At 35.1% G+C, this 20,465-nt stretch carries 22 protein-coding genes and 2 pseudogenes; 17 read left to right on the forward strand and 7 right to left on the reverse strand.

Annotated features, from left to right (window positions below; genetic code table 11):
• Positions 1–53 precede the first annotated feature (53 nt).
• The 15 genes from DRF58_RS13345 (at position 54) to DRF58_RS13415 (ending at position 13,500) form a co-directional block, all read left to right on the forward strand.
• A complete protein-coding gene (locus tag DRF58_RS13345) occupies positions 54–485 on the forward strand; it encodes an RrF2 family transcriptional regulator (protein ID WP_116036170.1) in 432 nt (143 codons plus the stop codon).
• A gap of 117 nt (positions 486–602) precedes the next feature.
• Positions 603–1,637 carry a copper-containing nitrite reductase gene (gene nirK / locus DRF58_RS13350; protein ID WP_116036173.1) on the forward strand — a complete coding sequence of 345 codons (1,035 nt, stop codon included), beginning with the start codon at positions 603–605 and terminating at the stop codon, positions 1,635–1,637.
• 372 nt (positions 1,638–2,009) lie between these two features.
• The gene (locus DRF58_RS13355) at positions 2,010–2,702 is read left to right on the forward strand and encodes a formylglycine-generating enzyme family protein (RefSeq protein ID WP_245955456.1); all 693 of its coding nucleotides are present in this window, start codon (positions 2,010–2,012) and stop codon (positions 2,700–2,702) included.
• A gap of 15 nt (positions 2,703–2,717) precedes the next feature.
• On the forward strand, positions 2,718–3,281 hold the full coding sequence (locus DRF58_RS13360; RefSeq protein WP_116036178.1) for an SCO family protein: 564 nt from the start codon (positions 2,718–2,720) through the stop codon (positions 3,279–3,281).
• Positions 3,282–3,292: 11 nt separating this feature from the next.
• Positions 3,293–3,718: a c-type cytochrome gene (locus tag DRF58_RS13365; RefSeq protein WP_116036181.1), complete on the forward strand. Its 426-nt coding sequence runs from the start codon at positions 3,293–3,295 to the stop codon at positions 3,716–3,718.
• Positions 3,719–3,932: 214 nt separating this feature from the next.
• A complete protein-coding gene (ric, locus tag DRF58_RS13370) occupies positions 3,933–4,658 on the forward strand; it encodes an iron-sulfur cluster repair di-iron protein (protein WP_116036183.1) in 726 nt (241 codons plus the stop codon).
• Between the two features lie 13 nt (positions 4,659–4,671).
• The gene (locus DRF58_RS13375; RefSeq protein ID WP_116036185.1) at positions 4,672–6,918 is read left to right on the forward strand and encodes a nitric-oxide reductase large subunit; all 2,247 of its coding nucleotides are present in this window, start codon (positions 4,672–4,674) and stop codon (positions 6,916–6,918) included.
• 153 nt (positions 6,919–7,071) lie between these two features.
• Positions 7,072–7,524 (forward strand): hemerythrin domain-containing protein, encoded by a 453-nt coding sequence (locus DRF58_RS13380; RefSeq protein ID WP_116036186.1) that lies wholly within the window; start codon positions 7,072–7,074, stop codon positions 7,522–7,524.
• A 32-nt stretch (positions 7,525–7,556) separates the two neighbouring features.
• The gene (locus DRF58_RS13385) at positions 7,557–7,781 is read left to right on the forward strand and encodes a hypothetical protein (RefSeq protein WP_034981154.1); all 225 of its coding nucleotides are present in this window, start codon (positions 7,557–7,559) and stop codon (positions 7,779–7,781) included.
• Positions 7,782–7,941: 160 nt separating this feature from the next.
• Positions 7,942–8,688, forward strand: a complete 747-nt coding sequence (gene modA, locus DRF58_RS13390) for a molybdate ABC transporter substrate-binding protein (protein ID WP_245955457.1) — start codon at positions 7,942–7,944, stop codon at positions 8,686–8,688.
• On the forward strand, positions 8,689–9,372 hold the full coding sequence (modB, locus tag DRF58_RS13395; protein WP_116036187.1) for a molybdate ABC transporter permease subunit: 684 nt from the start codon (positions 8,689–8,691) through the stop codon (positions 9,370–9,372).
• Positions 9,369–9,992, forward strand: a complete 624-nt coding sequence (locus tag DRF58_RS13400) for an ATP-binding cassette domain-containing protein (RefSeq protein ID WP_116036189.1) — start codon at positions 9,369–9,371, stop codon at positions 9,990–9,992. Before modB ends, DRF58_RS13400 begins: the two co-directional genes overlap by 4 nt.
• A 54-nt stretch (positions 9,993–10,046) precedes the next feature.
• Positions 10,047–10,211, forward strand: a complete 165-nt coding sequence (locus DRF58_RS13405; protein ID WP_206605223.1) for a DUF2149 domain-containing protein — start codon at positions 10,047–10,049, stop codon at positions 10,209–10,211.
• Positions 10,212–10,241: 30 nt separating this feature from the next.
• Positions 10,242–11,447 carry a hypothetical protein gene (locus DRF58_RS13410; RefSeq protein ID WP_116036192.1) on the forward strand — a complete coding sequence of 402 codons (1,206 nt, stop codon included), beginning with the start codon at positions 10,242–10,244 and terminating at the stop codon, positions 11,445–11,447.
• Positions 11,448–11,697: 250 nt separating this feature from the next.
• Complete coding sequence (locus DRF58_RS13415; protein ID WP_116036194.1) at positions 11,698–13,500, forward strand: hypothetical protein; 1,803 nt, start codon at positions 11,698–11,700, stop codon at positions 13,498–13,500.
• Positions 13,501–13,509: 9 nt separating this feature from the next.
• Here the strand turns inward: DRF58_RS13415 and DRF58_RS13420 are convergent, their stop codons facing one another.
• The 6 genes from DRF58_RS13420 to DRF58_RS13445 form a co-directional block, all read right to left on the reverse strand.
• On the reverse strand, positions 13,510–13,947 hold the full coding sequence (locus DRF58_RS13420) for an RrF2 family transcriptional regulator (protein WP_051259615.1): 438 nt from the start codon (positions 13,945–13,947) through the stop codon (positions 13,510–13,512).
• Between the two features lie 175 nt (positions 13,948–14,122).
• Entirely contained in the window at positions 14,123–15,409 is a 1,287-nt protein-coding gene (locus DRF58_RS13425) for an alginate export family protein (RefSeq protein ID WP_116036196.1), read from the reverse strand.
• Positions 15,410–15,415: 6 nt separating this feature from the next.
• A complete protein-coding gene (locus DRF58_RS13430; RefSeq protein WP_116036197.1) occupies positions 15,416–15,565 on the reverse strand; it encodes a cytochrome c in 150 nt (49 codons plus the stop codon).
• Positions 15,566–15,631: 66 nt separating this feature from the next.
• Positions 15,632–15,880 (reverse strand): hypothetical protein, encoded by a 249-nt coding sequence (locus DRF58_RS13435; protein ID WP_116036199.1) that lies wholly within the window; start codon positions 15,878–15,880, stop codon positions 15,632–15,634.
• A 21-nt stretch (positions 15,881–15,901) separates the two neighbouring features.
• Positions 15,902–17,233: an MFS transporter gene (locus DRF58_RS13440; protein WP_116036201.1), complete on the reverse strand. Its 1,332-nt coding sequence runs from the start codon at positions 17,231–17,233 to the stop codon at positions 15,902–15,904.
• A gap of 27 nt (positions 17,234–17,260) precedes the next feature.
• Complete coding sequence (locus tag DRF58_RS13445) at positions 17,261–18,748, reverse strand: MFS transporter (RefSeq protein WP_116036204.1); 1,488 nt, start codon at positions 18,746–18,748, stop codon at positions 17,261–17,263.
• 703 nt (positions 18,749–19,451) lie between these two features.
• On the opposite strand from DRF58_RS13445, the pseudogene DRF58_RS19260 reads away from it, so the two are divergent.
• Positions 19,452–19,628, forward strand: a pseudogene (locus tag DRF58_RS19260) (IS982 family transposase); the annotation flags it as partial.
• Positions 19,629–19,894: 266 nt separating this feature from the next.
• Here the strand turns inward: DRF58_RS19260 and DRF58_RS19160 are convergent.
• A complete protein-coding gene (locus tag DRF58_RS19160; protein WP_379883732.1) occupies positions 19,895–20,020 on the reverse strand; it encodes a hypothetical protein in 126 nt (41 codons plus the stop codon).
• Between DRF58_RS19160 and DRF58_RS18760 the strand changes: the two are divergent.
• A pseudogene (locus tag DRF58_RS18760) lies at positions 19,962–20,465 on the forward strand (IS982 family transposase); the annotation flags it as partial. The gene DRF58_RS19160 and the pseudogene DRF58_RS18760 sit on opposite strands and share 59 nt — an antisense overlap.

The following is a 20,465-nucleotide window of genomic DNA, read 5'->3' on the forward strand; positions in this document are numbered from 1 at the left end:
ATTTGTCTTTTATTTCAAATTAGATTTATATCTTTGCTATATAAAAATAACAAATGTTTTCTAAAACCTGCGAGTACGCCATCCGAGCTTTGATTTTCATCGCACAGAAGACCAAGGACGGAAGTAGAATAGGAATCAAAGATATTTCATCGGGGATAGATTCTCCGGAATATTTCATTGCGAAAATATTGCAGGATCTCAGCAGAAAGGGCTTTGTACAGTCAGCAAAAGGTCCGAACGGCGGTTTTTATATGGAAGGGAAAAATCTTCAGCAATCTGTTGCAGATATTGTGAGAGAAATAGATGGAGACAAGCTTTTTACAGGTTGTGGTCTTGGTCTCAAAGAATGTTCAGAAGACCATCCTTGTCCTATTCATAACGATTTTAAGCATATTCGACAGGAAATAAAAGATATGCTGGAAAATTCTAAAATCGAAATGTTTGTCAAGAATTTAGATTTAAAACTCACATTTCTAAAAAAATAAAATCAATATTATTGAATTAAAATATTTGAAAACAATAAAATTTCATTAAAATATAATACCTTTATTACAATATTTTTGAAATTAAAACCAACTATAAATCGTAAAAATTCTGAAAAAATGAAAAAATCACTCTTCCTTGCAGCTGTTTTGTCTGCGTTCATCGGGTTGAATTCCTGCAAACAAAACGAATCTGCTTCCTCAGAAAATAAACAGGATGCAGAACAAATCAAAACCGACGGAACCACCGAAGAACACAAGTTTGCAGTTGCACCAAATGTTCCCGCACCCATCGGAAATCGTTCCGCAAAAAAGGTTATCGTTAGATTAGAAACCATTGAAAAAGTGGGCGAGTTGGCAGACGGAACTCAATATAATTTCTGGACATTCAACGGAACGGTTCCCGGAAGTTTCATCCGAGCGAGAGTGGGCGATGACATCGAACTTCATCTTAAAAATAACGAAAATTCTACCTTTCCTCACAACATCGATTTACACGCTGTAAACGGTCCTGGAGGCGGAGCAGAAGCCACTTTCGTAGCGCCGGGAAAAGAAAAAGTTTTCACTTTTAAGGCGACAAACCCAGGTTTGTACGTTTACCATTGCGCCACCGCACCGGTTGGGATGCACATTGCCAACGGAATGTACGGTCTCATTTTGATTGAGCCAGAAGGCGGACTGCCAAAAGTGGACAAAGAATACTACATTATGCAAGGTGATTTCTACACCAAAGGGAAATTTGGAGACAAAGGTCTTCAAGAATTTGATATGGATAAAGCCATCGCCGAACATCCAGATTATGTAGTATTCAACGGCAATACAGGCGCTTTGTTGGGAGAAAATGAACTTCAGGCAAAAGTCGGTGAAACCGTAAGATTTTTTGTCGGAAATGGTGGACCAAATTTGACATCATCATTCCACGTTATCGGCGAAATTTTCGATAAAGTGTATATGGAAGCTGGAAGTAAAATTAATGAGAATGTACAAACAACGGTAATTCCTCCAGGCGGAGCTTCAATCGTAGAGTTTAAAGCGACAGTTCCGGGCGAATATGTGATTGTTGACCACGCGATTTTCCGGGCATTCAACAAAGGTGCTTTAGGCAAAATCAAAATTACAGGAGCTGATAATCCAGCCGTTTACAAAAAGAATTAAAACTTAGAAATAATTAAAAATCCATTTTATTTGGGCAGCTTTTCCGCCCTCCATTCCCGCTTTTTTGCTCCTCGTGCCTAGTTACAAAAAGAACTCCGTTCAGGTCAGGTTTCGATAAACTGATGAACCAGATTCATCGATCCAAATTAAAGGTAATTAGTAGAAGATATATTCGCCGGAATAAAATGTTAGAAAAGAAAAAGTTTTACTTGTGGTTACATTGAGGTTTTAAAATGAGAAGTAATGAGATTTTGGGTTAGTATATTTTTAGCAATTGCGGTAACGCTGTTATCCTGTTCCGGATCTTCCGAAATGCCAGAAACGGAAACCCGGATTCAAGGCCGTTTAAAATTAATCTCCAACTCAAAAAAAATGGTCAAAATAAGTGGTGGAACCTACGAAGCTTTTATCGGAAAAGATTCCGGCAGAATTGTAAAAGTTCCAACCTTCTATCTGGATGACAGTCCCATTACCAATGCAGAGTATCTCCAGTTTCTCAAAGCAAATCCTCAATGGGCCAAAAGTAAAGTAAAACGATTGTACGCAGACAGCACCTACCTTCAACATTGGAAAAGCGATTTCGAAATTCCCGAAAACCTTAGTCCAAATGCGCCAGTGACCAATGTTTCCTGGTTTGCAGCAAAGGAATATGCGAAAAGTGTCGGGAAAAGATTGCCCACAATTGATGAATGGGAATTTGTAGCATTGGCAGACCGGAAAACCAAAAATGCCTCAAAAAAACCAGAATTCACAGATTTTATTTTAAAATCGTATCAGAAAAAAGACAAAGCAAAACAAGTAGTAGCGCAAGATTCGGCCAATTACTACGGCGTTCACAATATGTACGGAATGGTTTGGGAATGGACGTTCGATTTTAATTCGGTGATGATGAGCGGAGAATCCAGAAAAGACAATGCCATAAACGACAATCTTTTCTGCGCCGGAGCAGCGGTCACTTCTTCAGATCTTCGGAATTACGCCGCATTCGTAAGATATGCACTGCGAGGAAGTCTGAAAGCTGATTATTGTCTGAATAACCTGGGTTTCCGATGTGCAAAAGATTAATTTAAAACTAAAGAAATGAAAGAATTACTATACTTTTTGATTGCATTGATTTTATTTTCCTGCAGTCAAAAAGTCGAACAGCTGAAACCAGATTCCATTTTCAACGTCAATTCTGAATGGGAAAAGCAAGATGGAAGCAAGATTTCATTAACAGATTTCAAAGGAAAAGTGATAGTGACAGCAATGATTTTCACTTCCTGCAAAACCGCTTGTCCACGGCTCACCTCCGAGATGCGAAATATTTCTAAAAAAGTAGGGAAAGTAAATCCAGATGAAATTCAATATGTGTTAATCTCCATCGATCCTGAAACTGATACACCGGAAGTGATGAAAGCTTATCTCAAAACCAACCAATTTGACGAGAAAGAATGGACTTTCATCCGAAGCAGTGAAGAAGATACGAGAGAACTCGCCAACATAATGGCAATTAAATACAAAGAGATTTCTCCGATGGAATTTTCGCATTCCAACATCATCAGTGTTTATGCAAAAGACGGAACGCTCGCATTCCAAAAAGAAGGTTTAGATGAAAACATTGAAGTCACCGCCAACGAAATTAGAAAACAAATAGAATTATAAAATCAGAAATTATGAAACGATTATTTTTAGCAACATTAATGTTGTCCTTAGCCCAAATTTCCTGTTCCAAAAAAGAGGAAGCTCCAAAAGAAAAACCTCCAGTTGCAGATAATACATCTTATGAGCCGGATGCTTTTCCCACAGTGAAACCTGCCAATCCGGATGAACCGGTTGCAACAGACGATATTTCTGTAGGCAAGTCTTTAGTGGAAGGCGCTGACTGTCTCGGTTGTCACAAGATCGATGCAAAACTAGTAGGTCCTTCTTATCAAGATGTTGCTGCAAAATATACCGATGCAGATATTGATCATCTTGCTACAAAAATAATAGATGGTGGAAAAGGTGTTTGGGGCGAGGTTCCGATGACGCCACACGCAGGATTGAGCAAAGAAAATGCAAAGAAAATGGTAAAATATATTCTGTCTCTGAAAAAGTAGGGTAGAAGATGATAACCAAATGGGAACGTAAATTTTTTATGTCTTCAGTTCCCGCTTTTTTACAGCATTGCGAGTTTTAATTGTAGTTAGTTTTTAGTAGTTTATCCTTTCGCAATGCTGTAAAAGAGTATTAATTGTAATCCATTTCATTTAGAATTTGACATTAAAAAAACAAAAATTTTTAAAATAATAAAAGATAAAAAAGTATTAAATTATGAATACACAAACAGATTTTATAGGAGACATCGTAGCAGCAGATTTCAGAACCGCAGCAATCTTTAAAAAATACGGCATTGATTTTTGCTGTAAAGGCGGAAGAACAATAGAGGAAGCTTGTAGTCCGAAGAGTTTGGATAAAGATCAAATCTACTCAGACATAGAAAATCTTCCGAAAACGGATGGAAATTCTATCGATTTCAACAGTTGGCCCTTGGATCTTTTGGCAGATTATGTGGAGAAAACACATCACCGTTATGTGGAAGAAAAAACGCCAGTTCTACAACAGTTTTTAGATAAATTATGCAAAGTTCACGGTGGCGCACATCCGGAGTTATTCGAAATTAGAGATTTGTTTTTTGCGTCTGCACAGGATTTGGCAGCACACATGAAAAAAGAAGAATTGATTCTTTTCCCTTTTGTGAAAAATATGGTGAAGGCGAAAATTTCTAATGAAGCCATTCAGCAACCTCATTTCGGAACAGTAGAAAATCCAGTAAATATGATGAAGCACGAGCATACAGTAGAAGGTGAAAGATTAAGAAAAATCGCAGATCTTACCAACGAATATACACCGCCTGCAGACGCTTGTAATACCTACAAAGTGACATTTGCTATGCTTCAGGACTTTGAAAACGATCTTCATAAACATATTCATTTAGAAAATAATATTCTTTTCCCTAAAGCAATTCAATTAGAAAAAGAATTTTCTGTACAACATTAAGATAAAGAGGATTATGACAACTAAAAAATTATGGACCTGGCTCGCCGCCGTCATCATCGGTTCATTTGCCGTTTTGATTTTTTATGGTGTAGATATTTACAGAAAAATTCCGCCCGTTCCTGACAAAGTAGTTACTACGGACGGAACAATTGTAACTACCGGACAAGACATCAAAGATGGTCAGAATGTTTGGCAATCGATTGGCGGACAAACCGTTGGAAGTATTTGGGGACACGGCGCCTATATCGCACCAGATTGGAGCGCAGATTATCTTCACCGTGAAGCGTTACTTTTGTTAGATGAACTCGCTAAAAAAGATGGAAAAATTTATAAAGATCTTCCCGATGACGAGCAGGCAAAATACAATGTACTTCTCAAAAAAGAGGTTCGTGTAAATACTTTAGATCAAGCTACAAATACGATTGTCATTTCTCCCGAGAGAGCAAAAGTTCAGGCAGAATTAGCCAAATACTATGCTAAAATCTTTATGAATGATGCCGAGATGGATCAGCTTCGAGATCATTACGCCATCCCGAAAAATACGGTGAAAACAGATGAAAGAATGGCAAAAATGAATGCATTCTTTGCTTGGGCAGCTTGGGTTTGTATAACAGATCGACCTGGAGACACGGGAATTACTTACACCAACAACTGGCCTCACGACGAATTAATCGGAAACATTCCGCCACCATCGCTGCATTTGTGGTCTGGTTTAAGTGTTTTGATGTTGCTCGGCTGTGTAGGATTACTCGTTTTTTATCACGCTAAAAATAAGGAAGAAGAAATCAGTGAAGAACTTCCTTTAGAAGATCCATTGCGAAATATGAAACCTACACCATCTATGCGTGCGACTTTAAAGTACATTTGGGTGGTAGCATTATTGATTTTGGTTCAAATGTTTGCGGGCGTTATCACAGCACATTACGGGGTGGAAGGAAGCGCATTTTACGGCTTTCCGTTAGATGAATATTTGCCTCAATCGGTATCTCGAAGTTGGCACGTTCAGCTCGCTATATTTTGGATTGCAACTTCTTGGTTAGCAACAGGATTGTACATCGCACCCGCAGTTTCGGGTTACGAACCGAAGTATCAGGTTTTAGGTGTCAATATTTTATTCGGCGCTTTATTAATCGTGGTTTTCGGTTCTTTAGCAGGACAATGGTTGGGCGTGATGCAAAAGTTAGGTTATGTTGACAATTTCCTTTGGGGACATTCCGGTTACGAGTATGTAGAATTGGGAAGAATCTGGCAGATTTTATTGTTAGTTGGATTAATTCTTTGGTTAATTCTTATGGTAAGAGCACTTCTTCCAGCCTTGAAAAAGAAAGATGGCGACCGACATTTACTGTTATTGTTCACGCTTTCCGCAGTAGCAATTGCACTATTCTACGGAGCCGGATTGATGTACGGAAGACAAACCCATATGGCCATTGCAGAGTACTGGAGATGGTGGGTGGTTCACCTTTGGGTAGAAGGATTCTTCGAAGTTTTTGCAACCGTTGTAGCAGCATTCTTGTTCACAAGACTGGGATTGTTAAGATTAAAAGCCGCAACTCACGCAGTTTTATTTTCAACCATTATTTTCCTTTCGGGCGGTATTTTGGGAACTTTCCATCACTTGTATTTCAGTGCGACACCAACAGCAGTTTTGGCTTTGGGAGCGACATTCAGCGCATTAGAAATTGTTCCTTTGGTGTTAATTGGGTTTGAAGCTTATCAAAATTATCAAATCAGTAAATCTACAAAATGGATCAAAGCGTACAAATGGCCTATCTACTGTTTTATCGCCATGTGTTTCTGGAATTTCTTAGGTGCCGGTATTTTTGGATTTGCCATCAATCCGCCGATTGCTTTGTATTATATTCAAGGATTAAATACGACTGCAGTTCACGGTCACGCCGCACTTTTCGGAGTTTACGGAATCTTAGGAATTGGTTTGATGATGTTTATGCTGAGAGGTTTATATCCACACAGAGAATGGAACGACAAACTCATCGGTTGGGCGTTTTGGCTAACCAATATCGGATTGTTGGTGATGGTTACCATCAGTTTGTTGCCAATTGGAATTTTGCAATCTGTAGCCTCCATCAAAGAAGGATATTGGTACGCACGTTCCGCCGAATTTATGCAAACCGATATGATGAATACTTTGCGTTGGCTACGTGTTCCAGGTGATATTTTATTGGCAGTAGGAGAGATGCTGTTGGTGATTTTCATCATCGGACTAAAAACCGGATGGTCACTGAAAGAAAAAAGATAGTTAATTGTTAAATCTTTAGAACTGTCACTATTATTGTAGTGGCGGTTCTTTTTAATTTAAAATATGAAATCACCATTACATTATTTATATTACAAAATACCAATGAGAAAATGGCGATAACATAAGACCATTAAAAACTATAAAAATCTACTTATGAAAAGAAATGAAAATCTTATCCCACTATCCCGAGATCACCATTTTGGATTGCTTTGCAGTTGGAAAATCCGTCAGGGAATTAAAAAAGATATTTCTTATGACAGAATCAAAAATTACATCAACCATTATTGGGAAGAAAATCTGAGCCGACATTTCGAAATTGAAGACATCGTTCTGCCAGAAACGGAAAACAGCAGCCTTCATATTCAAATGGAAAAAGAACATATTGAAATTAAAAAATTATTGAAAAGCATTAATAATTCTAATGACAAAAAACTTTTAGGAGATTTTGCGAATGCTTTAAGCAATCATATTCGTTTTGAGGAGCGAATGTATTTTCCACATTTGGAAGAATATTTATCCGATGAAAAAATGAATGAAATAGGAAATCAGCTCAACCAGATTCATCAGAAAGAGGAAGATAGTTATGATGATGAATTTTGGAAATAAATAATCGATTATTATTAAATTAAATCAAAAAAATGAGCATCAACATTCAATCAAAATTAGGAGATTATTTATATTTGGCGATGGGCGATTGCAACGGTCACAAAGTGGTGATGGCAGTTGGTTACACCTACGATTACGCGGACAAAAAAGCGAAACAATTTGAGAAAGCAAGCCTCGGAACAGTAAAATATATTGATATTTCCGTTGTAAAATCTGGGGATAAAGAAAAATGTAAAACTTTGGAAAAACTGGCTTAAATCCACATATTTAATCAATTTCTTTTTGAATTTTCAATGGATAACCTTATCTTTGAAAAGGATAAGGAAGTCTTATTTTAAATCTTTCTTTTTCGTATGATTTATGAAAAATTGGATTTATGTAAGACTTTCTTTTTGCTTATTTTTAATGTCACTTTTGATGTTAAACTGCAAAAAAACGGAATCTGATTTCACCCAAAAATCGAAACAAAATTCTACAATTTCAGTTGCCGCCGCAGCAAACCTTCGGGATGTTTTGGAAGAATTGAAGCAGATTTATATGAATGAAAATCCAGATAAAAAAGTCGAGATTACTTTTGGTTCATCGGGTTTGCTGGTTCAGCAGATTTTAAACGGAGCATCTTTCGATTTGTTTCTATCAGCCGATTCTACTTTTCCAGATATGCTAAAAAGTAAAAATAAAACTTCCGGAAATTCTGAAATTTACACCTACGGAAAAGTCGCTTTGTGGAGTTCAAAAGCCAATGTTTCCGAAGGTGTAAAATTGGTTTTAAATCCTGAAATAAAAAAAATCGCCATCGCAAATCCAGACCTCGCACCTTATGGAAAAAACACGGTCGAAGCTTTGAAAAAATCAGGATTATATTCCAAAATTGAAAATAAAATTGTTTGGGCAGAAAACATCAATCAGTCTGCACAATTTGCTTCAACAGGAAATGCCGATGTCGCATTCATCGCACTTTCCAATGCTAAAAATAAAGAAATGATGAAACGGGGAAATTTCTACGAATTATCAGCAAGCGAATGTTCGCCAATCCCCCAAAGTGGAATTGTTTTGAAAAGTAAAAATCAAACCGAAGCAAAAGATTTTTTTGATTTTATTACAAGTAAAAAAGCCAGCCAAACTTGGGAAAAGTACGGCTATCAAACAGAAATTTCAAACTAAATGCTCGATCAGGATTTTGTTTACACCTTATTGCTCACCGGAAAATTAGCGTTGGTAACAACAACGATTCTAATATTCATCGGTGTTCCGGTTGCGTATTGGCTCACTTATTCAAGGTTTAAACTGAAATTTATCGCCGAAACTTTAATTTGTATGCCAATGGTTTTGCCACCAACAGTGATGGGATATTACTTGTTAGTCGCATTCAGTCCCGAAAATGCGTTCGGAAATTTTTTGCAGGAATACTTTGATGTCCGACTCGCTTTTTCCTTCAACGGAATTGTGGTTGCGAGCGTTATCGCGAATCTTCCGTTTATGATTCAGCCTTTGCAGAACGGCTTTTCCGCATTGAGTGATGATTTGCGACAAATATCTTACACAATGGGAAAATCTAAAATTACAACTTTATTTAAAGTTTTGATTCCGAATATTAAAACGTCTTTCATCACGGGAATTGCACTCACTTTTGCCCATTGCATCGGCGAATTTGGAATCGTAATTATGGTTGGCGGAAATATTCCAAAAGAAACACGAATCGCTTCTGTCGCAATTTACGATCAGGTTCAGGCACTTAATTTTGAAGCTGCAAACCGTTATGCATTCGTACTTTTCATAGTTTCGTTTTTGATTATATTATTGATTTACGGCATTAATCGAAAAATTAATTTTACCACCTTCCGATGATTGAATTGAATATAAAACATCAGATTTTCACTTCTTCCGGAAGCAAATTTCTAGAGGTTAGTGAAATGATTGAAAAGGGAAGTTTTATTCACATTTCGGGCGATTCCGGAATTGGAAAAACGACTTTTTTCAAGATTTTAGCAGGAATTATTACCCCAGATTTTGGTTTTATTAAAGTCAATAACTCCATTTTATTAGATACCGAAAACCGAATTTTTCTGCCAGCTCAAAAAAGAAATATTTCGATAATGTTTCAGAATTACGCTTTGTTTCCAAATATGACTGTAAAGCAAAATATCGCTTTTGCACAAAAAGACAAGAATCCAGAAATAATCGATTATTATTTAGAAAAATTTAATCTAAAAATTCTGGAAAATGTTTTTCCATCGAAACTTTCTGGTGGACAACAGCAAAGAGTTGCTTTAGCCAGAACTTTGGTTCAGAATGCCGAAATTATTTTGCTTGATGAACCACTTTCCGCCGTTGATGCATCTTTACGACAATCGATGATGGAAGAAATTTTGAAAATTAATCAAAATCAAGGTTCGACGATTTTTATGATTAGTCATAACGAAAAGGAATTTCAAAATGTTAGTTTAAATAATTTGATAATCAGCTAATTTTAAGTTTTAGTCTCCCGAATTTATTCATTTATTAGCTTTGAATTATTTCTGGTGAAAAATCCGGGTAAAGATAATATGGAAATTATCACAAAAGAAGGCGGAAAAATTAATAAATATACACCTTCGGAAGACAAAAAATCGTCTGACAAAAAAGGCAAAAAAATCGGAATTGCGTATGAACTGGAAAATGGTGAAATTATTTATGTTCCGGAGTAATTTTTGAGTTTGAGAAATATTGAATAAGAAATGAAAAACTTTAAATTTTGGTTAAAAATCTGCGTTTTCAATTTCTTCGTTGTATCGGTTGTCGGTGTGGCGATGCGCTACAATATGTCTTTTTCGTTGCCTGGATTTAATCATAAATTTATGCAGGAATCGCATTCTCATTTTGCATTTTACGGTTGGGTTTCGGCGGGAATTTTTCTATTCGTGACGAAATATTTAAGTGAAAATTACCCAAAAATCAATCTTAAGAAATATCAATATTTAATGATTTCCAATCAAATTGGTTCCTACGGAATGTTGTTCACATTTCTTTATGGAGGCTATTTTTGGTTGTCGATTGTTTTGTCGTCGATTGCTTTGTTTACTGGGTTTGCGTATTTTATTTTTTTGTTGATTGATACAAAATCGAATAAAAATCCTGAAATTATGTGGTTAAAATCAGGCGCTTTTTTTGCCACATTTTCCGCTATCGGGATTTTCGGATTGGCGTATTTTTCCAGCAAGAAAGAAGAGTTTGATGTTCTTTTTAGGGCTTCCACTTATTTTTATTTGCATTATCAATACAACGGATTTTTCATATTTTCCTGCATTGGGTTATTGTTGATTTCATTAAAAAAATACGGAATCCAAATCTCAGAAAAGTTGAATAAAACTATATTTTTCCTTTTATTCATCGGATGTTTCTTTGGGTACGGACTTTCAATTTTATGGACAGAAATTCCTGATTTGTTGTATGGATTTTTCACAATAATCTCACTCATCCAACTTTTCGGAGCGTGGAAACTTTGGAATTTTGTTTGGGAAAACCGAATGAAATTATCAGGAAATGATTTCATTCAAAAATTATTATTGGCAGTTGTCGGATTTTCTTTTTTAATGAAATTTACCCTACAAACTGCTTCTGCAATCCCGTCTTTAGGCGTTTATGCGTTCAACAGCATCAATATCGTGATTGCATATTTGCATTTGGTTTTGTTAATGGGAATCAGTCTATTTTTAATTTGGAAAATATTACAACTGGTAGAAATTGAATTTAATAAATTGTTGAAATTCAGTATTCTATTGCTGGTTTTTGGAATTGTTTGTAATGAAATTGTATTGGCTTTATCAGGAATATTTTCGATATTTTATATTCCGTTTTTAAGTGCAAAATATTGGTTGCTCTTTGTATCGGTTGTGATTATGATTTCTATTGGAATTTTTATCAAATCTTTGAAATTAAACTGATATTTTATATTTGCTTGGTTTTCATAAGTGTTATCATCAAATTTCTCATATTGTTTTTATCGAATTAACAATGATTTTTGCGATAAAATTATGATGATATAAATCGTTTTTTCTTAGTATAAAAACAGATCCTATTCTTGACATAATAATGCTGAAATTCTTAAATTTGATAGGACTTTCAAGCGGTTATTTTCTCACATAACAACTGCGAAATCAAGGAACTGAATCAATTAAATCAATATTATAAATAATGAACAAAAAACCTGCACACAATTTTCATATTCCTGTAATGGGATTGGCTTACACGATAGACAGTCCAATCCGCGTTGCCCAATTTGGGATTTCATCGGTAGTTTCAATTATCGATGACGAAATCATAGAAAGAATGCGAGATTTTTACAGCAAAAAATTCAATTTCGATTACACTGCAATTTCAATAAAATCCGAAGATCACCGAGCGGAGAGAATCACGGCTTATCTGGATATGATGGATGATATTGTAACCAAAAAATTTAAGAATTTCAAAGAAGAAATTTCCAAAAATACAGAAACTCTCAAACAGTTTATCGGAATGTTGCCAAGCACTTCCGGCTTGAAAGATGGTTTGCAAAATATCCTCAACAAAAAAGATAATCTGACAGAAAGTATTAGAAATTTCATCGATCATAATTTTAATCCAGGTGAAATAGATGTGAATATTATGACGAAAGTAGACAAGGATAATTTTGTGAATAATGTTCAGCTTCCAACGATTTATAATGATGCACACGCGTCTTTGAGAGGTTTTGCCAATAGCAAATTATCTTCCTCCGTTATTTTTTCTGCCGGAATGAACCCGAGACTTTACAGTTATCTGGAAGAGTTTGAAGATTTTTTTCCTAATGAAAATGGTGAATTGAAAAAGAAAATTATTCTAAAAGTCAGCGATTTTCGCTCTGCGATGATTCAGGGAAATTTTTTGGCTAAAAAAGGACTTTGGGTTTCAGAATACAGAATCGAATCTGGCTTAAATTGCGGTGGACACGCCTTCGCAACCGACGGACTTTTGATGGGACCAATCATGGAAGAATTCAAACAAAAGAAAAACGAGCTTCAAACTTCGGCTTTTACCCTTTGGAAATCGGCTTTGGAACTTAAAGGAAAAACTACAACTTCTGAACCGTTGGAAATCAAAATTTCTGTTCAAGGTGGCGTTGGAACTTCCGAAGAACACGATTTTCTTTTGTCTAATTATAATGCAGACAGCGTGGGTTGGGGTTCGCCATTTTTACTTGTTCCGGAAGCAACTTCTTTAGATCAAGAAACTAGAAACCTCCTGACAAAGGCAAAAGAGGAAGATTATTATCTGAGCAATATGTCGCCTTTGGGCGTTCCGTTCAACACAATCAGAGGAACGAGCAATGATGAAATCAAGGATGTTAATATTTCAAATCAAAAATTTGGAAGTTCTTGTCCAAAGAAATTTTTGGCGCTTAGCAAAGAATTTACACCAAAAGGAACTTGTACGGCTTCCAAAAAATATCAGGATATTAAACTGAATGAATTGGAAATCAATAAATTAAATTTAACTAACAAACAATACGAGAAAAGTAAGAAAAACATAACTGACAAATCTTGTCTTTGTGTTGGACTTGCGAATTCTGCATATCTAGAGCAAGGATTGCTGATAAAAGGGGAGAAGCAGGGCGTGGTCGTTTGTCCTGGACCGAATCTTAGTTTTTTTGATAAAGAAGTTTCGCTTTCGGAGATGGTGCGTCACATTTATGGCTACGACAATGTTTTGCCAGATGATCGTCGTCCGCATTTGTTCATCAATGAATTGAAATTGTATGTCGATTATTTTAAAAATGAAATAGTGGAATTTTCAGAAGAAATTACCAAATCTCAGGTGAAAAAATGGGAAAGTTTTAAAGGAAATTTGCTGAAAGGAATTGCTTATTATGAAGAACTTTTTGCAGAAACTAATCATTTCAAACCGAAATTAGATTCTATTTTTTCTGACTTGAAATCTTTCAAATTGAAATTGGAAAAAATCAAAATTCCTCAATTATAATTATTGAATTTACAAATCACTTGGCACAGCCATCATCTGCATCACGCTTCCAAGATCTTTCAAATCTTTGATTTTATATTGGAACATAATTAGAACATTTTCTCTAACAGCGATCGCCAGATGGTGGATGGGACAAGGATTTTCTCCACTGCACTGTTTCAGTCCCAAGAGGCAAGACGTTAGAACTTCTTTGCCTTCAAAATTTTCATAAATGCCTTTAATAGTAAGGCTTTCAAACTGTTCATCACTCAAATAAAATCCGCCGCCTTTTCCTTTTCCGGAAGAGATCAATTGTTTTTTTGTCAATTGTTGAAGGATTTTGGATGTGAAAGCGGTTGGTGTCCCAATGACTTCGGAAATATCAATAATTCCAACTTTTCTTTTTTCTGTTGCCAGTACAATGCAGGCTTTGATTGCGTATTGACAAGTATGTGAAAATATAAGCATTTGTGCAATTTATAGTCGGCAAAGATAGCGACTTTATTAGTTTTTATTAATATTCAATTTTGATACCTAAATTGCTGAAAACGATTATTTATTTTACTATGATAATGATTTATAAAAATGATTAATGAAATTAAAAATGTCCTTAGTTTCCATTAGAAAAACTAAGGACATTTTTTTATTTAATTTTAAAATTCGGAGCGATTCTAAAAGCAATCCACGACCAAGTTTGCAGGTTTTTTGGTTCAGGAACATTCTTCAGATATTCCATGCTTTTTCCTGAAAACATAAAAGAATGACCAAGATTTGCAGTAATTGATTTTCCGATTTTATGAGTGAAAACTAAATCTAATTCTGTTCCCAAATAAGAAGGGATTTTTTCTCCAGAAGTGTCAAATCCCAATTTTCCATTTGAAGTAAAAGCGTGCAAATTTGCTTGTAGAATAGAGTTGGGGCTGAATTTTAAATTTGATTTTAAATAATAATCATTCAAACCAAAACTGTTGAAATGACTGTTTCCAAAGTAAAAATAATCCATAAAACCATTGTGCAAATGATTGGTTCCGTACATCGGACTGAACGATTTGTTTTCACCGGAATCTGTGTCAAAATTTCTGCCGGAAAGCCATTCTGTTCCCAAAATTACATTGAATTTTGAATGAATTAGAAAATCAACGTTTGCAGAAAATTGATAAGCATTTTTACTTTGCGCAAGCGTATTTTTCCCGGTTTGGTAATAAGCAGAACCGAAGAATCCAATGTTTTCTAAATATTTTTTTGAGTTAATTCCAACCGTCAAGAGGTCATAATGCGCTCCTGATGGATTTTGCAAAACCTGATTCATCGCAATCGCAGAAAACTGAAATTTATTTTTACCCGAATAATCATAATGAATTATTTGTAAAGATTTTGTTATTTCTCCTGCTTCTGCAATGCTGTAAATTTCTTTTTCGGGCAAATCATTCAAATCATTGTCATCGTTATTATACGTTACAACGGCTTCTAATTTAGAGTTTGGATTAAATTTATAAATACCTTTCAAAGCATCAAAACTACGTCCTTGCATCGCCCAGTCAAGTGATCCGACTAATCTTTCGTTATCATAAGAAAGAATTTGCCTACCTAATTTTAAACCCAATTTTTCTGAAACTTGATATTTTGCCCAAGCCTCATTGAGTATAAAATTTTGATTTTTATTGGCGGCAGAAGTGGTTTCACCCCAGGTTCTTGCATCCTGAGCAGAGAAATAAATTTCCAGATTTTTGTAGTAATAATCAACCCCGAATCTTGCTCTGGAAACAACTGTCGTTTCAGCAGATTTTCCTTTGGAAATCAATGTTCTTGCGCCATTGTCGAGTTCTGCACGTGTTCGTAGATCGAGATTCATTTTCAGGCTGTCGATTTGTGCATTAATGTTTCCATAAATAAAAAAAAGAGAAGCTGCGGTTATTAATTTTTTTACCATAACGAGTTATTTTTCAACAGAAATTTTATAGGTTTTATGACAGGCAACGCAATTATTCAACAGCTGATTGAGTTTTTCCTGAGTTTGTTGTCGATCGTAATTTTCTTTAGCCATTTTTGCCATCACATCAAAAAGTTCGTGGGTTTTGAATCCCATTTCTTTAAAGCCAAATGGGAGCGATTTAATCAAACCTTTCGGAACGCCGTCAACTTTGCAAGAGCCCTATTCTTGCCTTACTTTTTCAATTATTTTAGGATCATTTTTAGCAATTCCCTCATTTATTTTCTGAACACTTTCAAGAAACCCTCGCATTTCTGCCATCACATATTCTCGGTTTTCTGGAGTCATTTTGATTTCACTTCTACCGTCTTTAGCCAAACTCACTGTTTCTCCTGCATAGAAAAATTTGTAAATTAATCCAACATTTAGAAAAACGGAAAGGAGTAAAAAGAATGGAATGATTTTTTTCATTGAGACTTTATTTTTATAAATTTAACAAGGTCTTGCGCAACCTTTTCTTGTGTAGAAATACCAGTTAACCGCAGTTGCCATCACACATCCTACTACCAAAAACCAAAAGAATAATCTTGCGTCTCCGGAAATTGCTCGGGATTGGGTAATCAAAACATTGAAAACGAATGGTCCGAAAGCGGCTACTGCAGCCGTCCAACCGATAACTCCGGCTGCTTTTCTTGGAGATTCTGAGAAAATTACTGGGAATTGCTTGAAAGTTGCTGCATTTCCGATTCCTGTAAAGAAGAAAATGGCTAAGACGATTACTAAAAATCCTTGAAACTGATCGGGTGAAGTTGGTGTCAAATAACCTCCCAAAATCAATCTTGAAATTAAAATAATCAACGCTATTCCTGTGATGTGAGTCAAAATTGCGCCTCCAGTTTTATCGGCAATTTTTCCGAAAATAACTCTAGATGCCGAACCGATTAATGGTCCGTAAAATGCAAATTGCAAAGGATCAATAGTTTTGTCGAGTGGAGCATAAAGATTTTTTATCATTAATGGAAATGCAGCTGAAAATCCTGCGAAAATCCCAAAAGTCATAATGTATGTCATTGTACAATATAAAGTATGACGGTCTTTGAAAATATCTAACTGTTCTTTGAACGAAGCTTTTACGGGAATACTTTTTAGAGAAAACCAAGCCCAAATTCCGACAATAAATAATGGAATAACGTAGATGAATGCGATGTTTTCGAGATAAATGGTTTTTCCGGTTTCAACGATGATTTGTCCCCCTCCTAAAAATGAAAATAATGTTAGACTCATAATCAAAGGTGAAAGAAGCTGTACTAAACTTACGCCGAAATTTCCAACTCCTGCTTGAATGCCGAGTGCTGTTCCGGCTGCTTTTTTAGGAAAAAATAATGATGTTGAAGGCATAAATGAAGAAAAATCTCCGCCACCAATTCCTAACAAAAATCCGATAATCATAAAATAAGTGAATGAAGTTTGAGGATTCATCACCGCAAAACCAAGCATCAGCAGAGGAATGATTTTGATTAAAGTACTGATAGAAATGATTTTTCTAGTTCCGTAAATTGGGATTAAAAAAGTGTTTACAATTCTCAAAAGTCCGCCTGCAAGTCCGGGCATTGCTGCCATCCAGAAAAGTTGATCGTCGGTAAATTGAAATCCGATCTGGGGAAGTTTGATAACGATAACGCTGTATAGGAACCACGTTGCGAAAGAAAAGGTGAGTGCCGCAGTGGTAATTGTAAGGGTTTTCCAGGCGATTTTTTTGCCTTTTTTGTTCCAAAATTCTTCGTTGGACGGGTCGTAGTCGGTTAACCAATGTGAGTTGTTCATATTTTCAGTTGTTTATTCTTTTAAAATTTAATCTTTGTTGTTGTTCACGTGTTCGATTTTATCTTTGAGGTGAGGTGCTTCGTTGTGCATCATTTTTTTAATTACTGTATTCATCCAAAACAAGGAAATGGCGGAAACGATGAAGACGAAAATCCACGAACTCGTCCATAATCCCGAAAAATCCAGAAGATATCCAAACAAAATAGGACCTATGAAACCTCCCAAACCACCGATTAATCCTACCATTCCGCCAACAACACCGACTTCATTCGGAAAATATTCTGGGATATGTTTGTAAACCGCAGCTTTCCCGATTCCCCACATAATTCCGATGAGAATCACGAGGATGGAGAAAACCCAGATGTGCGCTTCAAATTTGATTAAGGTTACGCCTTGAGCGAGAAGTTGCTTTTTCTGAACTTGCTCGTTTTGTTTTACTAATACTTCCTGCCACGAAAAAGATTCGGGGAAAACAGAAGTTTGTTGGGGAATTTCTGGCTTTGAAGTGATTTCAAATTCGCCTGTATTTAATGTGATTTTTTCTTTTTCGATGGCGGTTACAATTCCGGCTTTCTTAGCAGTGATGCCTTTTCCCGGTGTTAATATTTCCATTTTTGGAAGCATTAATAATCCACTTAATATTAATGATGAATATAAAACCCAATACATCACTTTTCTTGCCCCGAATTTATCTGACAAATAACCGCCAAATGCTCTGATAATGCCACTCGGTAAACTGAAAGCTGAAGCCAAAAGTCCGCCCAAAACCAATGAAGTTTTGTAAACACTCACGTAATACGGCATCAACCATTGAGAAAAAGCGACAAACAGCCCGAAAACCAAAAAGTAATACAATCCAAAGCGCCAAACACGCACATTAGAAAGTGGCGCTAAAAGTTGTTTTGTGGATTTATTTTGAACCGCTGCTTTTCTATTTTGAACAAAAAATAGAAATATCAAACCAATGATCACCAATGTGATTCCGTAGATGATTGGAAGTAATCTCCAACCATTTTCCGGATCGTTTTCTGAGAAATAATTGAGTAGAGTAGGTGCGAAAAAAGTGGTGAGAGCCGCTCCCGCATTTCCCATCCCGAAAATTCCTAACGCACGACCTTGCCATTCTTTCGGGTACCAGGCTGATGTAAAGGCAATCCCGACTGCGAAACCGGTTCCTACCATTCCGAATAATGCGCTTAAAAGAAAATAAACCCAATAAGAATCTGCAAAATAAAGCAGAAATAAAGGAATGCTACACAACAAAAGTAAGATTGAAAATACAGGTTTTCCACCATATTTATCGGTCAGAATTCCCAAAGGCAATCTCATAATAGAACCCGTAAGAATAGGAATCCCAAGAAGCCAACCAGTTTCTACAACCGACCAGTTAAAGATATTATTATCAACCAGATAGGTGACGAGAACGCCATTCAAAGTCCAGCAAGAAAAGCAGATTGTAAATGCCAATGTGTTCAGAAACAGCATTTTGTGGGCAGAAGAAAGATTGGGATTCATTATAGTAGTTCTAGTAGTTTTTGTTCATCTCTTTTTCCGAATACAAAGATATTATAAATAAGATATTTTTGTCTTATTTTGTTTTTTTATTTCTACTTTTGTGTTATAAATCATATCAACCATTTTATTTATAAAAGATGTTGTTGACAAATTGATACTATTAAAAATCACTTTGCTTATTAATAATGAACTCAATAATGGAAGTTGAGTAACTTTTTTTGATCTACGATAGAAAATTCCAAGTAAAAGACACAGTTTTTAAATCATATATGATTTTGATTGATGTAAAAAAACTTCAACTCAAATCTTTATAAATAATTTATTGGAAAAATAAAATCTATGAAATTTCATCGGTAGCTTCATAATTGTGCAATTTTTCAGTGTGTTTAAGTCAATAATAATAAAATCGGTTTTGGTTCTTTTGATTATTACATCAAATTTAATTTGGTGTCAAAAATCTGATGTAACTGAACAAAAAATGAATGACTATCTAAAAAAAACAAATAATCTTTTATATAATAACTGGGAAGAAGCGCAAAAAAATATCAATCTCGCAGATGAGATTTCTTAAAAATCAAATGATGAAAGCATCAGGAATTCTTTTTACAAAGAAGCCGCAAATATCTATTACAACAGAGATATTTTTGATTTGGCTTTGAAATATAGTTTGGAAGCAAAGGCTTTTAAATAATATTGGAACTCCAAAACAGCTATATCACAACTAAGCGGGCAATTTTTACTACACATCAATTTAGCAAAAACTTTTGAAGGATTGGCAACCAGAATTACCTCTAAAATCACTTCTTTTACAATGATACAATATCTTAATTTCTTTATATTCAAAAGAAATTTAAACAAAATAAAAATTAATTTATGCTAAATGCACAACGGGTACAATATCTTAATTTCTTTATACTTAAAAGAAGTTTAAACAAAATAAAAATTAATTTATGCTAAATGAACAACGGGTTATTAAGAAATAATAATTAATTCACTAATATTTGAAATAATTTTAAGCAATAATATATATGAATATATCGAATCATAAAATACTATTTATTTACTTCGATCTTGCTATCCATAGAGAAGTAAAATTGATTTTTAATTGTAAAAACAAGTCCGCTAAATTTAAGATAAACCAAATTTTTATAACATCCTAACTCTAGGAATCTGAATCTCATCTTCTTGAGGATAGGGCTCTCTGGAAGTCTTGCTTACATCTTCGCGAAGACTTAAACCAAAATTATCAGATTTAGAACTTATAGCAATCAATATTTCTGCAGAATATCTGTCAATTGATCCTGAATATCAATTATTTAGATATTTATCAAATTCAAAATTGGATGGGTTGATTGAAAGAAGTGTTTATAATCGGCGAAAAAGAAAACTTTTTTATCATATGGAAAATGTAAGAAAACTTATGGTTGCAAAATTTAATGACGTAGAAACTACATTCATAGTGGATTCTATACCTTTAGAAATTTGTAAAAACGCAAGAGCAAATCGTTAAAAAATCTGTAAAGAAAATGAATTTTCATTTCCAAGCAGGGGTTATTGTGCCTAGCAATCGAGTTATTATTATGGTTATAAATTACACGCAGTTTGTTCTGTTTCCGAGGTTTTCCAAAGTTTTGATATTTCTACAGCAAGCATTCATGATATTCATTTTTTGCAAGATATCAAGCATCAAATGAACAATTGTACGTTGATTGGAGAC

It is taken from the genome of Epilithonimonas hispanica (genome assembly GCF_003385395.1).
GTDB lineage: Bacteria > Bacteroidota > Bacteroidia > Flavobacteriales > Weeksellaceae > Epilithonimonas > Epilithonimonas hispanica.

What these genes read in the sequence shown, in the direction of transcription:
- DRF58_RS13345 (WP_116036170.1), top strand. Translation starts at nt 54, where the DNA reads ATGTTTTCTAAAACCTGCGAGTACGCCATCCGAGCTTTGATTTTCATC.
- nirK (WP_116036173.1), top strand. Translation starts at nt 603, where the DNA reads ATGAAAAAATCACTCTTCCTTGCAGCTGTTTTGTCTGCGTTCATCGGG.
- DRF58_RS13355 (WP_245955456.1), top strand. Translation starts at nt 2,010, where the DNA reads ATGGTCAAAATAAGTGGTGGAACCTACGAAGCTTTTATCGGAAAAGAT.
- DRF58_RS13360 (WP_116036178.1), top strand. Translation starts at nt 2,718, where the DNA reads ATGAAAGAATTACTATACTTTTTGATTGCATTGATTTTATTTTCCTGC.
- DRF58_RS13365 (WP_116036181.1), top strand. Translation starts at nt 3,293, where the DNA reads ATGAAACGATTATTTTTAGCAACATTAATGTTGTCCTTAGCCCAAATT.
- ric (WP_116036183.1), top strand. Translation starts at nt 3,933, where the DNA reads ATGAATACACAAACAGATTTTATAGGAGACATCGTAGCAGCAGATTTC.
- DRF58_RS13375 (WP_116036185.1), top strand. Translation starts at nt 4,672, where the DNA reads ATGACAACTAAAAAATTATGGACCTGGCTCGCCGCCGTCATCATCGGT.
- DRF58_RS13380 (WP_116036186.1), top strand. Translation starts at nt 7,072, where the DNA reads ATGAAAAGAAATGAAAATCTTATCCCACTATCCCGAGATCACCATTTT.
- DRF58_RS13385 (WP_034981154.1), top strand. Translation starts at nt 7,557, where the DNA reads ATGAGCATCAACATTCAATCAAAATTAGGAGATTATTTATATTTGGCG.
- modA (WP_245955457.1), top strand. Translation starts at nt 7,942, where the DNA reads ATGTTAAACTGCAAAAAAACGGAATCTGATTTCACCCAAAAATCGAAA.
- modB (WP_116036187.1), top strand. Translation starts at nt 8,689, where the DNA reads ATGCTCGATCAGGATTTTGTTTACACCTTATTGCTCACCGGAAAATTA.
- DRF58_RS13400 (WP_116036189.1), top strand. Translation starts at nt 9,369, where the DNA reads ATGATTGAATTGAATATAAAACATCAGATTTTCACTTCTTCCGGAAGC.
- DRF58_RS13410 (WP_116036192.1), top strand. Translation starts at nt 10,242, where the DNA reads ATGAAAAACTTTAAATTTTGGTTAAAAATCTGCGTTTTCAATTTCTTC.
- DRF58_RS13415 (WP_116036194.1), top strand. Translation starts at nt 11,698, where the DNA reads ATGAACAAAAAACCTGCACACAATTTTCATATTCCTGTAATGGGATTG.
- DRF58_RS13420 (WP_051259615.1), bottom strand. Translation starts at nt 13,947, where the DNA reads ATGCTTATATTTTCACATACTTGTCAATACGCAATCAAAGCCTGCATT.
- DRF58_RS13425 (WP_116036196.1), bottom strand. Translation starts at nt 15,409, where the DNA reads ATGGTAAAAAAATTAATAACCGCAGCTTCTCTTTTTTTTATTTATGGA.
- DRF58_RS13430 (WP_116036197.1), bottom strand. Translation starts at nt 15,565, where the DNA reads ATGGGATTCAAAACCCACGAACTTTTTGATGTGATGGCAAAAATGGCT.
- DRF58_RS13435 (WP_116036199.1), bottom strand. Translation starts at nt 15,880, where the DNA reads ATGAAAAAAATCATTCCATTCTTTTTACTCCTTTCCGTTTTTCTAAAT.
- DRF58_RS13440 (WP_116036201.1), bottom strand. Translation starts at nt 17,233, where the DNA reads ATGAACAACTCACATTGGTTAACCGACTACGACCCGTCCAACGAAGAA.
- DRF58_RS13445 (WP_116036204.1), bottom strand. Translation starts at nt 18,748, where the DNA reads ATGAATCCCAATCTTTCTTCTGCCCACAAAATGCTGTTTCTGAACACA.